Source organism: Streptomyces sp. NPDC058664 (genome assembly GCF_042716635.1).
GTDB lineage: Bacteria > Actinomycetota > Actinomycetes > Streptomycetales > Streptomycetaceae > Streptomyces.
This window is the reverse complement of sequence record NZ_JBHXRW010000027.1, coordinates 16,759-31,485: the sequence shown is the minus strand read 5'-3', so window position 1 is coordinate 31,485 and position 14,727 is coordinate 16,759. Positions and strand designations below refer to the sequence as shown.

Below are 14,727 nucleotides of genomic sequence, written 5' to 3'. Positions count from 1 at the left end.
ACCGGCTACTTGACGACCGTGATGCGGTCCGTCGCCGGCGGAGCCAGCGGCGCGGCGGCCGAGGAGTGGGCACCCAGGTAGGCGGTGAACATGTCCAGGTCGGACGCGCCGACCAGCTTGTTCTTGTGCTCCTTCAGGACGGCGAAGCCGTCGCCGCCACCGGACAGGAACTCGTTCATCGCGACCCGGTAGGTCTTCGCCGGGTCGATCGCCTCACCGTTGAGCCGCACCGAGTCGACCACGATCCGGTCGGCGCCGGTCTTGGTCATGTCCAGGGTGTACCTGAAGTTCTTCGACACCTGGAGGATCTTCGGGGAGCCCAGGTTGGCGCCGCTGACCTGCTGCTGGAGCGTGGTGATGAGCTGCGCACCGGTCAGGTCGACCGCCGTCATCATGTTGGTGAACGGCTGGACGGTGTACGCCTCGCCGTAGGTCACGACCCCCTCGCCCTCGGCGCCGGACGCCTTGCGGGTCAGCGGCGCGCGGACGCCGCCCGGGTTCATCAGGGCGAGCTGCGCACCGCCCTTGTCGGCCGGGGCCATGCCCTCCAGCTGCGCGTCCGCGATCAGGTTGCCCATCGGCTTCTCGTACACCGCCGGATCGAGGGGGTTCTCGATGTCGGCGGCGATGTGGCCGACGGGACGGTTGGCGATCGGCGCGGCCAGGGCCTTCCAGCGCTTGATCAGGGTGCTCATGTCGTCGGCCGGGTCCACGGTACGGGTGACGACGTGGTTCGCGGAGGCGACGGCGGTGCGGACGATGTCCTTCGTACGACGGTCATAGGTGAGCGTCGTGTCGGTGTAGAGCCGGCCGAAGGAGGCCGCCGAAGTGACCGTGCGCGGCTTGCCCGCCGGGTCCGCGATGGTGCACGCGTACGCCTGGTGGGTGTGCCCGGTGACCAGGGCGTCGACCTGCGGGCTGACGTTCTTGGCGATGTCGACGATCGGACCGGAGATGCCGTTGCCCGGGCCGGGGCTGTCGCAGTCGTAGTTGTACGCGCCCGAGGCGGGCAGGCCGCCCTCGTGGAGCAGGGCGACGATCGACTTCACGCCCTTGCGCTCGAGCACCTTGGCGTACTTGTTGATCGTCTCGACCTCGTCGCCGAACTTCAGGCCCTTGATGCCCTCGGCGGACACGATGTTCGCCGTGCCCTCCAGGGTGACGCCGATGAAGCCGATCCTGACGCCGTCACGCTCCCAGACGAAGTACGGGTCGAGCAGCGGCTTGCCGCTCTTCTCGTCCGTCACGTTGGCCGCGAGGTACGGGAAGTTCGCCCCCTCGAAGGTCCTGCCCTCCTCGAAGCAGCCCTCGGTCGGGTGACAGCCGCCGTTCTGTATCCGGGCCAGCTCGCGCGCGCCCTCGTCGAACTCGTGGTTGCCGACCGAGCTCACGTCGAGCTTCAGCTTGTTCAGCGCCTCGATGGTCGGCTCGTCGTGGAACAGCCCGGAGACAAGCGGCGAGGCACCGATCATGTCGCCCGCGGCGGCGGTGACGGAGTACCGGTTGCCCTCACGGGCCTGCCTCAGGTGCGTGGCGAGGTACTCGACGCCGCCGACGTCGTTGATGGTCCCGACCGAACCGTCCTCTTTGACGTGCGTGAGCCTGCCCGACGAGCCGGTCGGCGGCTCCAGGTTGCCGTGCAGGTCGTTGAAGGACAGCAGCTGGACGTCGACCATCCGGCCCCAGCCCTTGCCGTTCCCGTACCCGGCGGCGAACTCGTCCCCGGACGCCCCGGCCGACGGCATCGCGGCGACGAGCGCTCCGACCGTCGCAAGCCCCGCCCCGGTGGCGAGAATCCGCCGCACGGTCTTGTTCTTCCTCGGTGCCACTGCCATCTCTCCCACTCGTCCCCTTGCCCCGTTCCGTCGGGACTCGATCTGCTCCCCCGTTGCGCGTGCAGCCTAGAGTCAACGCGCGTAGCGCAACAGGGGGTGGCCGGTTACAAGACAGTTGCCACTGGCTGACGAAGTGTCGCCGTAGGCTCGTGTCCATGACTTCCGACGCGGCACCGGCCCTCGAACCCGGACGGCAGATCCACACCTACGACGAGCTCACCCCCGAGCAGATCCAGGACGTACTGGACCTGCTCGAGGCCGCCGACCGCGCCGACGGCGTGCACGCGGTGTCCGAGCAGGGGCGGCTCTACCTGCGGCGCGGCAGGCGCGAGGGCGTACGGCACTTCCTGCTCACCGTCGGCCCGCACCTCTACGGCTACGCCCAGCTGGAGGAGACCGACCCGATCGAGGCCCCGGCCGCCGAACTGGTCGTCCACCCCGCTCACCGCGGCCGCGGCCACGGCCGGGCGCTCGGCACCGCCCTGCTCGCCGCATCCGGCAAGCGGCTGCGGGTCTGGGCGCACGGCGGCAAGGCGGCGGCCCGGCACCTCGCGCAGGTCCTCGGCCTCACGCTCTTCCGCGAACTGCGCCAGCTCCGGCGGTCCCTGGTGCCGCTGGACATCCCCGAGCCGGTCCTGCCCGAGGGCGTCACGGTCCGTACGTTCGCCCCGGGCCAGGACGACGCGGCCTGGCTCGCCGCCAACGCCGCCGCCTTCGCCCACCACCCCGAGCAGGGCTCGCTCGCCCAGCGGGACCTGGACGACCGGACGGCCGAGCCGTGGTTCGACCCGAAGGGCTTCTTCCTCGCCGAGAAGGACGGCCGGCTGATCGGCTACCACTGGACGAAGACCCACGCCGAGGAGCAGCTCGGCGAGGTGTACGTCGTCGGCATCCTGCCCGAGGCCCAGGGCGGCGGCCTCGGCAAGGCGCTCACCGCGATCGGCCTGCGGCACCTGGCGGCGCAGGGGCTGCCGACGGCGATGCTGTACGTGGACGCGGACAACACCGCGGCGGTGCGGGTCTACGAGGGCCTGGGCTTCACCACGCACGAGGTCGACCTGATGTACCGCACGGAGTCCTGAACCCGGCGCAACACCTGTTGAGGAGGGGGCGGTTGACACCGCCCCCTCCTTTGCACCACCCTTTCACTACTTGATTAGTGAAAGGGTGGTGAAAGGGATCGTGCTCGAGTACCGCATCGACCGGCGCAGCGGCGTCGCCACCTACCTCCAGATCGTCCAGCAGACGAAACAGGCCCTCCGCATGGGCCTCCTGGAGCCCGGCGACCGCCTGCCCACCGCACGCGAGGTCGTCGAAGCGACGGCCATCAACCCCAACACGGTCCTCAAGGCCTACCGAGAACTCGAACGCGAAGGCCTCGTCGAGGCCCGCCGCGGCCTCGGGACCTTCGTCCGCACCACCCTCGGCACCGGCCCCGCCGACTCGCCCCTGCGCGGCGAACTCACCGACTGGGCCCGCCGGGCACGCGCCGCGGGCCTGGACCGCGAGGACGTGGCCGCGCTCTTCACATCCGTACTGAAGGAACACTTCGAGGGGGACGAATGACCGACCCGGTCATCCAGGCCGAAGGCCTCGGCATACGCTATCGGCGACGCGGCAAGGTCTGGGCCCTGAAGGACTGCAGCTTCACCGTGCCCGCCGGCCGGATCGTCGCCGTCGTCGGCCCCAACGGGGCGGGCAAGTCGACCCTCCTCACCCTGGCCGCAGGCCTGCTCCGGCCCACGGAGGGCCGGATCGAAGCGCCCACGAGGGATCGGCTCTCCTACGTCGCCCAGGACAAGCCGCTGTACGGACAGCTCACCGTCGCCGAGACGCTGGGGCTGGGCCGTGAGCTCAACCCCGACCGCTGGGACCCGGCTGTCGCCGACCGCGTCGTCGAGGCCGGTCCGCTGCCGAGGAACGCACGGGTCCACGCCCTCTCCGGCGGTCAGCGCACCCGCCTCGCGCTCGCCCTCGCCCTGGGGAAGCGGCCCGAGGTCCTGCTCCTCGACGAACCGATGGCGGATCTCGACCCGCTCGCCAGGCACGAACTCATGGGTGCCCTCATGGCCGACGCAGCCGAGCACGGCACGACCGTCGTCATGTCCTCGCACATCCTCACCGAGCTGGAGGGCGCCTGCGATCACCTCCTCCTTGTCCAGGACGGCCGTCTCCGCCTCGACGGCGCGATCGACGACCTGATCGCCGCGCACTCCCTACTGACCGGACCGGTCGCCGACCTGACCCCACACACTGTCGTTCACTCCCGCACGACGGGCCGTCAGATGACCGCACTCGTACGCAGAGAGGGTCCGATCGAGGGCGCGTGGGAATCCGCCGAGCCCTCCCTCGAGGAACTGCTCCTCGCCCACCTCCGCGCCTCGCGCGTCCCGGAAGGAGCCTCCGCATGACCACCCTCGCCCTCAAGGGTCCGTACTGGGTGACGGTCCGCCAGCATCGGCGGGCTCTGTGGTGGTCGATCGCCCTCACCGCTTTCGCGATCGCAGTCCTGGTCACCTCGCGGCTGTGGTCCGACAGCGCGGTGGAGGCACTGCGTGCGGCGGGCTGCTCCGTCGACAGCCTGGACCGGTCCTGCTTCCAGTCCGCCCGCGACTACACCGACGATCAGTGGATCGCCCGGGATCTCATCAGGTACGTGGCCTTGGGCATGCTCGTCCTGCCCGGCCTGCTCGGAGCGTTCGTAGCGGGTCCGATGCTCGCCCGCGAGCTGGAGTCCGGGACGTACAAGCTGGCATGGACGCAGTCCATCAGCCCGGCCCGCTGGCTCACGGCCAAGATGGCGGTAACCGGCGCGCTCGTCGTCACGGGTGTCACTCTGCTGAGCCTGGCGTTCTACTGGTCCTGGTCGACGGGCCCCGCCGACCAGTTCCCCACCTACTGGTACGAGCCGATGATGTTCGTCTCGTTCGGCATCGTGCCAGTGGCTCACGCGCTCCTGGGGCTGGCCTTGGGCACGGTCGTCGGCCTTCTTGTCCGGCGCACCGTCGTCGCGATGGCCGCGGCCGCGCTGATCACCGGAGTGGCCGTGGCGGTCCTCGCCCGGCTGCGCGACGGATTCTGGCCCGTCCAGACCCTGACCGGCCACGGCCTGTCTCCCAAGGGCGAGGTCTGGCAGCTGGACAGGGGCATGCTCACCGCGTCCGGTGAACGCCTCTCCTGGACCGACTGCTACGTCACACAGCCGCAGAACGCCGCACGGTGCATGGCCGACCGCGGCGGGGTCGTCGAGTTCATCGACACCCACCCCGCCTCGCACTACTGGCCCCTCCAGTTCGTGGAGACCGGCATCGTCCTCGCCCTCGCCGCCCTCGCGGCCTACGCCGCCTTCCGCGTCCTGCGCGCCCGGCACCCGTAGGAAGCCCAGTACGGGAGGAAGCCCGTCACCCGTAAGGGGGAATCGGGGGCAGGACCCTGACCAAGGGCCCCGCCCCCGATTCCCCCACGACACGTCCCCGTTACCGGCCATTCAGACGCGCTTGCGACGCTCACGCAATGAAGCGCTCCGTGTCCGGTCTCCCCAGGGGGAGACTTCCCTCCCCCACGGCCCGCTCCGACGCGCCTGAGTTGCCCCTCGCGCGGAAGAATGGGGTCATGAGCCAGCAGCCCGCCGAGGTCCCGGTCCAGTCCTCCGCCACGCCGAACGCCCAGTCGTCCGCCACGCCCGGCGCCCCGCCGACCGCCCAGCCGTCCGTCGGTTCCATAGCCGCGCACCGCGCGCACGTGGTGAACGGCACCGTCGTGACCGAGCTCGACCCCGAGCTGGACACCGACCCCGACACGTTCGAGGGCGACGGCGCACTCGGCGACGACCTGCCTCAGGGGCGTTTCCTCGACCGGGAGCGCAGCTGGCTCGCGTTCAACGAGCGCGTCCTCGAACTCGCCGAGGACCCGACGACCCCCCTCCTCGAACGGGCGAACTTCCTCGCGATCTTCGCCTCGAACCTCGACGAGTTCTTCATGGTCCGGGTCGCCGGCCTCAAGCGCCGCATCGCGACCGGCGTCGCCACCCGTTCCGCGTCCGGGCTCCAGCCCCGCGAGGTCCTGGAGCTGATCTGGACGCGGTCGCGCGAGCTCATGGCCCGGCACGCCGCCTGCTTCCAGCAGGACGTGGCCCCGGCGCTCGCCGACGAGGGCATCCACCTCATCCGCTGGCCCGAGCTCACGGAGAAGGAGCAGGCGCGGCTCTTCACCCTGTTCCGGCAGCAGATCTTCCCGGTCCTCACCCCGCTGGCCGTGGACCCGGCGCACCCCTTCCCGTACATCTCCGGCCTGAGCCTCAACCTCGCCGTGGTCGTACGCAATCCGGTCAGCGGCCACCGCCACTTCGCGCGCGTGAAGGTGCCGCCGCTGCTCACCCGCTTCCTGGAGGCCTCCCCGCAGCGGTACGTCCCCCTGGAGGACGTGATCGCGGCGCACCTGGAGGAGCTGTTCCCCGGCATGGAGGTGCTCGCGCACCACATGTTCCGGGTGACCAGGAACGAGGACCTGGAGGTCGAGGAGGACGACGCGGAGAATCTGCTCCAGGCCCTGGAGAAGGAGCTCATGCGGCGCCGCTTCGGCCCGCCGGTGCGCCTGGAGGTCGAGGAGTCCATCGACCCGTACGTCCTCGACCTGCTCGTACGCGAGCTGAAGGTCTCCGACGCCGAGGTGTACCCGCTGCCCGGTCCGCTCGACCTGACCGGGCTCTTCGGGATCGCCGGGCAGGACCGGCTCGAGCTGAAGTTCCCGAAGTTCATCGCCGGCACCCACCGGGACCTCGCCGAGGTCGAGTCGGCGTCCCCGCCGGACATATTCGCCGCGCTGCGCGAGCGGGACGTGCTCCTGCACCACCCGTACGACTCGTTCTCGACGTCCGTGCAGGCCTTCCTGGAGCAGGCGGCGGCCGACCCGGACGTCCTCGCGATCAAGCAGACGCTGTACCGGACCTCGGGCGACTCGCCGATAGTGGACGCCCTCATCGACGCCGCCGAGTCCGGCAAGCAGGTCCTCGTCCTCGTCGAGATCAAGGCCCGCTTCGACGAGCAGGCCAACATCAAGTGGGCGCGCAAGCTGGAGGAGTCCGGCTGCCACGTCGTGTACGGCCTCGTCGGCCTGAAGACCCACTGCAAGCTGTCGCTGGTCGTACGGCAGGAGGGCGAGCTGCTCCGCCGCTACTCGCACGTCGGCACCGGCAACTACCACCCGAAGACGGCCCGGCTGTACGAGGACCTCGGCCTGCTCACGGCCGACCCGCAGGTCGGCGCGGACCTCTCCGACCTGTTCAACCGGCTCTCCGGCTACTCGCGCCGCGAGACGTACCGGCGGCTGCTCACCGCCCCGAAGTCGCTGCGGGACGGTCTGGTCTCCCGGATCACCAAGGAGATCGTCCACCACCGCGCCGGACGGCCCGCGTACGTGCGGATCAAGGTCAACTCGCTGGTCGACGAGGCGATCATCGACGCCTGCTACCAGGCCTCGCGGGCCGGCGTCCCCGTCGACATCTGGGTCCGCGGCATCTGCGCCGTACGCCCCGGGGTCGCCGGCCTCTCGGAGAACATCCGGGTCCGCTCGATCCTCGGCCGCTTCCTGGAGCACTCCCGGGTCTTCGCCTTCGGCAACGGCGGCGAACCCGAGGTCTGGTTCGGCAGCGCCGACATGATGCACCGCAACCTGGACCGGCGGATCGAGGCCCTCGTACGGGTCTCCGACCCGGCCCACCGGGCGGCGCTCACCCGGCTCCTGGAGACCGGGATGTCCGACACCACCTCCTCCTGGCACCTCGGCCCCGACGGGAACTGGACGCGGCACGCGACCGACCCGGAGGGACGGCCGCTGCGGCACGTCCAGGAGATGCTCATCGACGCGCGGAGGCGCCGGCGTGCTCAACCCTGACCACTCTGACCACGGACGGGACGTCACGGCGGGCGAGGTCCTGGCCCCCTACCTGCACGCCCGTGCCGCGGACTTCCTCCGCGGCCTCCGGCTCCACGCCGAGAGCGGCTCGGACACGGCCGGTTCGGAGGAGGCGGCCCGCATCCTGCGCGGCGCCGCCCGCCGGATCAGCGGCACGCTCCACACGTTCCGGCCGCTGCTCGACACGGCCTGGGCGGACCAGCTGCGCACCGAGCTCGCCTGGCTCTCCGGCACCCTGGCCCTCGAGCACGCCTGCACCTCCCGGCTCGTCCGGCTGGTGGACGCCCTGTCCCGCCTGTCGAGCGGACCGGGCGGACCGGGCGGGCCAGGCAGCACGAACGGGTCGGGCGGACCGGGCGGCACGGGTACGGGGTACGGCGCCGGGACCGGGCCCGTCCCCGCCGCCCGGGGCGGTGACACCGGCGGGCTCGCCGTGGGAGCCGCCCGGGCCGGCGCCCTCCTCGAACGCCAGCTGACCCTGGCCCGTACGCGCGCCCACTCGGCGTCCCTCCAGGCGCTCGGCTCGGCCCGCTTCCACGCCGTCGCCGACGCCGTCGCCCTGCTGGCCTCCGAGGTCCCGCTGGGCCCCGTCGGCGCGGCCCCCGCCGTCGAGGTCCTGGACGGCCCCGCCGAGGTCGCCGAGCGGCGCCTCCTGGACGCGGTGGCCGCCCTGCCCCTGACCCGGGCGGCCCACCCGTACAACGCGGACGCCCTCGCGCTCGCCGGGGAGGGCCAGGACGCGCCCTGGCACCAGACCCGGCTCCTGCTGCGCCTGCACCGGTACGCCTGCGAGGCCCTGCACACCGGAGGCGAACCCGACTCCGTCCTGTACCAGGCCGCCCGCGCCCTGGACCGGCACCGCGACGCCGCCGACGCCGCGACGGCCGCCGCCACCGCCGCCCGCACCCCGCGCATCGCCCCGGCGACCGCGTACGCCCTGGGCGTCCTCCACGCCGACCAGCGCCACGAGGTCGAGGCGGCCCGCTTCGCCTTCCAGCGCGCCTGGCGCAGAACGACGGCCCCGGTCCCGTGAGCGACGCCCGGGACCCGATCCTCGCGGCGGGCTGTGTCCTCTGGCGCCCGGCGATTTCCGGCCACGGCATCGAGGTCGCCCTCGTCCACCGGCCGAAGTGGGACGACTGGTCCCACCCGAAGGGCAAGCGGAAGCGCGGCGAGACGGCGGAGGCGTGCGCGCTGCGCGAGGTCCTGGAGGAGACGGGCCGGCGCTGCGAGCTCGGCGCCCGCCTGCCCACCGTCCGCTACACGGTGGACGGGCGCCCCAAGGAGGTCGTCTACTGGGCGGCCCGCGCCCTCGACGGCGGCTTCGTCCCGACGCGGGAGATCGACGCCCTGCTCTGGCTGCCGCCCACGACGGCCAGGGCCCGCCTGACGCAGCAGAGGGACCGGGAGCTCCTGGACGCGGCCGTGGCGACCCGCCACTGAGCCACCCGTCCGGGCTCCCGCACCCGGGCTTACGGCACGGTTCACTTCCCGTTCACCCTCTTCGGCCGACCGCTTCACCTGTTCTGCCTAATTTCGGACGTACACGGTGCACGGAGCACAGCAACGCACCGCCAACCGACACGCGCCGCCGTAGAACGTTCGGGACACTCGGTCCGCGACAGGCGGCTTCTGGAAGGAACACCCGAAAGTGAAGCTTTCGCGCAAGAACGGGCTTCGCGCCTCCGCGATCGGTGCCCTCGTCGTCTCCGGTGCGCTCGTCCTCTCGGCGTGTGGCTCGGACGACAACACGGACACGCCGGCGAAGCAGGACGGCACCAAGTCGTCCACCGCCGCGTCGAGCATCGCGTGCGAGGGCGCCAAGGGCCAGCTCCTCGCCGCCGGCTCCAGCGCGCAGAAGAACGCGATGGACCTGTGGGTCAAGAACTTCCAGGCCGCCTGCGAGGGTGTCGAGATCAACTACCAGGGCATCGGCTCCGGTGGCGGCATCACCAAGTTCAACCAGGGCCAGGTCGCCTTCGCGGGCTCCGACTCCGCCCTGAAGGACGAAGAGGTCGCCGAGTCGCAGAAGATCTGCAAGGGCGGCAAGGGCGTCAACCTGCCCATGGTCGGCGGCCCCATCGCCATCGGCTACAAGCTGGAGGGCGTGGACAACCTGGTCCTGGACGCCTCCACCATCGCCAAGATCTTCGACAACAAGATCACCAAGTGGAACGACCCGGCGATCGCCAAGCTGAACCCGGGCGCCAAGCTCCCCGACAGCACGATCCAGGCCTTCCACCGCTCGGACGAGTCGGGCACCACCCAGAACCTCGGCAAGTACCTCTCCACCGCCGCTCCGGCAGACTGGAAGCACGACCCGAAGTCCAAGTCGTGGCCCGCCCAGGGCGGACAGGCCGCGAACGGCTCCTCCGGCGTCGCGACCGCCGTCAAGGACGCCGAGGGCTCCATCGGCTACTTCGAGCTCTCGTACGCCACCTCGAACAAGATCTCCACCGTCAGCATCAACACCGGCGCGGCCGCCCCGGTCGCCGCCACCTCGGAGAACGCCTCCAAGGCCATCGCCGCCGCCAAGGTCAAGGGCACGGGCAGCGACGTCGCCCTCTCCCTCGACTACGCGACGAAGGCCGAGGGCGCCTACCCGATCGTCCTCGTCACCTACGAGATCGCCTGCGACAAGGGCAACAAGGCGGAGACCCTGCCGACCCTGAAGGCGTTCCTCAACTACACCGTGAGCGAGGAGGGCCAGAAGGTCCTCGCCGACGCCGGCTACGCCCCGCTCCCGGCCGAGATCGCCGCGAAGGTCCGCGCGATCGTCCCCACCCTGTCCTGACTCCCGGCCGGGTCCGGCCCCCGCACGGAGGGGCCGGTCCCGGCATCCGGTGCACCGCCGCCAGGAGCCCGCACACCCGTACGGGCCCCGCAGACCGGAGAAGCAGATGGCTACCACCACACCAGACATACAGAGGAGCCGGCGCGCCAAGAGCGCGTCACGCCCCGGGGACCGCATCTTCAGCGGCCTGTCCCGAGGCTCCGGCATCACCCTCCTCGTGATCATGGCCGCGATCGCCGGCTTCCTGACCTACCGCGCCGTCCTCGCGATCTCGAAGGACAGCACGAACTTCTTCACCACCTTCGAGTGGAACCCGGCGGGCAGCCCGCCGACCTTCGGCATCGCCGTCCTCGCCTTCGGCACGGTCGTCTCGTCGATCATCGCGATGCTCATCGCCGTCCCCGTCGCCATCGGGATCGCGCTGTTCATCTCGCACTACGCCCCGCGCAGGCTGGCCAAGCCGCTCGCGTACGTGGTCGACCTGCTCGCCGCCGTGCCCAGCATCATCTACGGCCTCTGGGGCGCGATCTTCCTGGTCCCGTACCTCGACGGCCTGAACATCTGGCTCGACGAGTACCTGGGCTGGACGTACGTCTTCGACAAGGCCAACGAGGGCCCCGCCCGCTCGCTCTTCACCGTCGGCATCCTGCTGGCGATCATGATCCTGCCGATCATCACCAACGTGACCCGCGAGGTCTTCCTCCAGGTCCCGAAGATGCACGAAGAGGCGGCCCTCGCCCTCGGCGCCACCCGCTGGGAGGTCATCCGCATGTCGGTGCTGCCCTTCGGCCGCTCCGGCATCATCTCCGCCTCCATGCTGGGCCTCGGCCGCGCACTCGGCGAGACCATGGCCGTCGCCGTGGTCCTCTCCCCCAGCTTCCTGATCTCGGGCCACCTGCTCGACCCGGGCGGCGGCACCTTCGCGCAGAACATCGCCGCCAAGTTCAACGAGGCCAACGAGTACGGCCGGGACGCGCTGATCGCCTCCGGTCTCGTCCTCTTCGCCATCACCCTGCTGGTCAACGGCGCCGCCCGCTGGATCATCGGCCGCCGCAAGGAGTACTCGGGGGCAGCGGCATGAGCCACGCCATACAGGAACGTCCGGTCTCGGTCGCACCGCGCCGCGGATCCCTCTCCCACGCCCGCCTCCCGCGCTGGACGCCGGCCGCCGTCGCCGCCTTCTCCATCGCCGCGGGCATCGGCATAGGCCTCGTCGCGGGCTGGCACAGCAAGGTCCAGTGGGGCATGATCGCCGCGCTGCTCTTCGTCGTCACCACGTACGTCCTGACCGCCAAGGTCGAGGGCGGCCGCCAGGCCAAGGACCGCGTCGCCACCAGCCTCGTCTGGGTCTGCTTCGTCCTCGCCGTCATCCCCCTGCTCTCCCTCGCCTGGGTCACGATCAGCAAGGGCATGGACGTCCTCGACGGCTACTTCCTGAGCCACTCGATGAACGGCGTCCTCGACGCCGAAGCGGGCGGCGGCGTCTACCACGCCCTGCTCGGCACCATCGAGCAGGTCGGCATCGCGACCCTGATCGCCGCGCCGATCGGTCTCCTCACCGCCGTCTACCTCGTCGAGTACGGCGGCGGGAAGCTCGCCCAGGCCGTCACCTTCTTCGTCGACGTCATGACGGGCATCCCGTCGATCGTCGCCGGCCTCTTCGTCCTCGCCACCTGGAACCTGATGCTGGGCTTCGGGCCCTCCGGTTTCGCCGGCGCGATGGCCCTGTCCATCCTGATGATGCCGGTCGTGGTCCGCTCCACCGAGGAGATGCTCAAGCTCGTCCCGAACGAGCTCCGCGAGGCCTCCCTCGCCCTCGGCATCCCCAAGTGGCGCACCATCCTGAAGGTGGTCCTGCCCACCGCGATCGGCGGCATCACCACGGGCGTCATGCTCGCGGTCGCCCGCATCACCGGTGAGACGGCCCCGGTCCTGCTCCTCGTGTTCGGTACGAAGCTCATCAACCCGAACCCCTTCGAAGGCGCGCAGTCCTCCCTGCCGCTCTACGTGTACGAGCAGTTCGCGGTCGGCACCGACGCCGCGATGGCCCGTGCCTGGGGCGCCGCGCTCGTCCTGATCGCCTTCGTCATGATCCTCAACCTGGTGGCCCGCGGCATCGCCCGCTGGAAGGCCCCGAAGACCGCCCGCTGACCAGCGGCAATTGGAAGTGATTCACATGGCCAAGCGAATCGACGTCAGCGGCCTCTCCGCCTACTACGGCGCCCACAAGGCGATCGACGACATCTCCATGACCGTCGAGCCCCGCTCCGTGACGGCCTTCATCGGCCCGTCCGGCTGCGGCAAGTCCACCTTCCTGCGCACCCTGAACCGGATGCACGAGGTCACCCCCGGCGGCCGCGTCGAGGGCAAGGTGATGCTGGACGACGAGAACCTGTACGGGACGAACGTCGACCCCGTCGCCGTGCGCCGCACGGTCGGCATGGTCTTCCAGCGCCCCAACCCCTTCCCCACCATGTCGATCTTCGACAACGTGGCGGCGGGCCTGCGCCTCAACGGCAACTACAAGAAGTCCCAGCTGGCCGACATCGTCGAGAAGTCCCTCAAGGGCGCCAACCTGTGGAACGAGGTCAAGGACCGCCTCAACAAGCCGGGCTCCGGCCTCTCCGGCGGTCAGCAGCAGCGCCTCTGCATCGCCCGCGCCATCGCCGTCGAACCGGACGTCCTCCTCATGGACGAGCCGTGCTCCGCCCTCGACCCGATCTCCACCCTCGCCATCGAGGACCTGATCGGCGAGCTGAAGGAGCAGTTCACGATCGTCATCGTGACGCACAACATGCAGCAGGCCGCCCGCGTCTCGGACCGTACGGCCTTCTTCAACCTGGCGGCCGTCGGCCAGCCCGGCAAGCTGATCGAGTTGGACGACACCGAGCGCATCTTCTCCAACCCGAGCGTCCAGGCGACCGAGGACTACATCTCCGGCCGCTTCGGATAAGAGCTCGTCTACGGTGCTGCATGGCGGTGCCACCGTACGACGAAGGGCCCGGCTCCCCACAGGGGAGCCGGGCCCGACCATTTCCAGCCAGTCGTCGGCCTCAGCCGAAGAAGAGCTGCACCACGTAGAAGCTCGTCGCGGCGACCAGCGCCGCCGCCGGCATCGTGATACTGCATCCCCCGGGGGACAACCCCCGGACCCCCAGCAGCACCAGGGGTGACGCCACCCGTCAGCCGAAGAAGAGCTGCACCACGTAGAAGCTCGTCGCGGCGACCAGCGCCGCCGCCGGCATCGTGATGAACCAGCCCAGGATGATGTTCTTGGCGACGCCCCACCGCACCGCGTTGACCCGCTTCGTCGCACCCACACCCATGATCGCTGAGGTGATGACGTGCGTCGTCGAGATCGGCGCGTGGAACAGGAACGCCGACCCGAACATGATCGACGCGCCCGTGGTCTCCGCCGCGAAGCCCTGCGGCGGGTCCAGCTCGATGATCTTCCGGCCGAGCGTCCGCATGATGCGCCAGCCGCCCGCGTACGTACCGAGCGAGAGCATCACGGCGCACGCGATCTTCACCCACACCGGGATGTCGTCGCCGGCCTGCTGCACGTCGGCGATGACCAGCGCCATCACCACGATGCCCATGGTCTTCTGCGCGTCCTGCAGACCGTGGCCGAGCGCCATGCCGGCCGCCGACACCGTCTGCGCGATGCGGAAACCGCGCTTGGCCTTGTGCGGGTTGGCCTTGCGGAACATCCACATGATCGCGCACATCACCAGGTAACCGGCCACGAGGCCGACGACCGGCGAGATGAACATCGGGATGACGACCTTGTCGAGCACGCCGCCCCAGAGCACCTCGGTGCCACCGGCGAGCGCCGCGCCCACCATGCCGCCGAACAGCGCGTGCGAGGAGGAGGACGGAAGGCCGAAGTACCAGGTGATCAGGTTCCAGATGATCGCGCCGACGAGCGCGGCGAAGAGGATGCCCATACCCTTGTCGCCGACCGGGGTCTCGATGAGCCCCTCGCTGACCGTCTTGGCGACACCGCTGCCCATGAAGGCACCGGCGAGGTTCATGACGGCCGCCATCGCGAGCGCCGCGCGGGGCGTCAGCGCCCGCGTGGACACCGAGGTGGCGATGGCGTTGGCGGAGTCGTGGAAGCCGTTCGTATACGTGAAGCCGAGCGCGACACCGATGGTCACGACCAGAGCGAAGGTGTCCACGAAG

At 70.4% G+C, this 14,727-nt stretch carries 13 protein-coding genes; 11 read left to right on the top strand and 2 right to left on the bottom strand.

Annotated features, from left to right (window positions below; translation table 11 throughout):
• Positions 1–5 precede the first annotated feature (5 nt).
• On the bottom strand, positions 6–1,835 hold the full coding sequence (locus ACFWUY_RS22370) for a bifunctional metallophosphatase/5'-nucleotidase (RefSeq protein WP_384111455.1): 1,830 nt from the start codon (positions 1,833–1,835) through the stop codon (positions 6–8).
• Between the two features lie 155 nt (positions 1,836–1,990).
• Here ACFWUY_RS22370 and mshD point away from each other — a divergent pair, with 155 nt between their 5' ends.
• From mshD to pstB, 11 genes are all read left to right on the top strand, one after another.
• Positions 1,991–2,917, top strand: coding sequence for a mycothiol synthase (gene mshD, locus ACFWUY_RS22365; RefSeq protein WP_384111452.1), 927 nt, complete (start codon positions 1,991–1,993; stop codon positions 2,915–2,917).
• A 100-nt stretch (positions 2,918–3,017) separates the two neighbouring features.
• Positions 3,018–3,401, top strand: coding sequence for a GntR family transcriptional regulator (locus tag ACFWUY_RS22360; RefSeq protein ID WP_384111449.1), 384 nt, complete (start codon positions 3,018–3,020; stop codon positions 3,399–3,401).
• The gene (locus ACFWUY_RS22355; protein ID WP_384111446.1) at positions 3,398–4,246 is read left to right on the top strand and encodes an ABC transporter ATP-binding protein; all 849 of its coding nucleotides are present in this window, start codon (positions 3,398–3,400) and stop codon (positions 4,244–4,246) included. Before ACFWUY_RS22360 ends, ACFWUY_RS22355 begins: the two co-directional genes overlap by 4 nt.
• Complete coding sequence (locus ACFWUY_RS22350) at positions 4,243–5,211, top strand: hypothetical protein (protein WP_384111443.1); 969 nt, start codon at positions 4,243–4,245, stop codon at positions 5,209–5,211. The genes ACFWUY_RS22355 and ACFWUY_RS22350 overlap by 4 nt, the downstream gene beginning before the upstream one ends.
• Before the next feature lie 236 nt (positions 5,212–5,447).
• Positions 5,448–7,727: an RNA degradosome polyphosphate kinase gene (locus tag ACFWUY_RS22345; RefSeq protein ID WP_384111441.1), complete on the top strand. Its 2,280-nt coding sequence runs from the start codon at positions 5,448–5,450 to the stop codon at positions 7,725–7,727.
• A complete protein-coding gene (locus ACFWUY_RS22340) occupies positions 7,714–8,781 on the top strand; it encodes a CHAD domain-containing protein (protein WP_384111438.1) in 1,068 nt (355 codons plus the stop codon). Before ACFWUY_RS22345 ends, ACFWUY_RS22340 begins: the two co-directional genes overlap by 14 nt.
• Entirely contained in the window at positions 8,778–9,191 is a 414-nt protein-coding gene (locus ACFWUY_RS22335; protein ID WP_384111436.1) for an NUDIX hydrolase, read from the top strand. Before ACFWUY_RS22340 ends, ACFWUY_RS22335 begins: the two co-directional genes overlap by 4 nt.
• Before the next feature lie 208 nt (positions 9,192–9,399).
• Entirely contained in the window at positions 9,400–10,542 is a 1,143-nt protein-coding gene (gene pstS, locus ACFWUY_RS22330) for a phosphate ABC transporter substrate-binding protein PstS (RefSeq protein WP_384111433.1), read from the top strand.
• A 106-nt stretch (positions 10,543–10,648) separates the two neighbouring features.
• Positions 10,649–11,623, top strand: coding sequence for a phosphate ABC transporter permease subunit PstC (gene pstC, locus ACFWUY_RS22325; RefSeq protein WP_384111430.1), 975 nt, complete (start codon positions 10,649–10,651; stop codon positions 11,621–11,623).
• Positions 11,620–12,693 carry a phosphate ABC transporter permease PstA gene (gene pstA / locus ACFWUY_RS22320; protein WP_384111427.1) on the top strand — a complete coding sequence of 358 codons (1,074 nt, stop codon included), beginning with the start codon at positions 11,620–11,622 and terminating at the stop codon, positions 12,691–12,693. Before pstC ends, pstA begins: the two co-directional genes overlap by 4 nt.
• Before the next feature lie 25 nt (positions 12,694–12,718).
• Positions 12,719–13,495: a phosphate ABC transporter ATP-binding protein PstB gene (pstB, locus tag ACFWUY_RS22315; protein ID WP_384111424.1), complete on the top strand. Its 777-nt coding sequence runs from the start codon at positions 12,719–12,721 to the stop codon at positions 13,493–13,495.
• Positions 13,496–13,724: 229 nt separating this feature from the next.
• On the opposite strand, the gene ACFWUY_RS22310 is transcribed toward pstB, so the two are convergent.
• Entirely contained in the window at positions 13,725–14,723 is a 999-nt protein-coding gene (locus tag ACFWUY_RS22310; RefSeq protein ID WP_384111421.1) for an anion permease, read from the bottom strand.
• Positions 14,724–14,727: the final 4 nt, after the last annotated feature.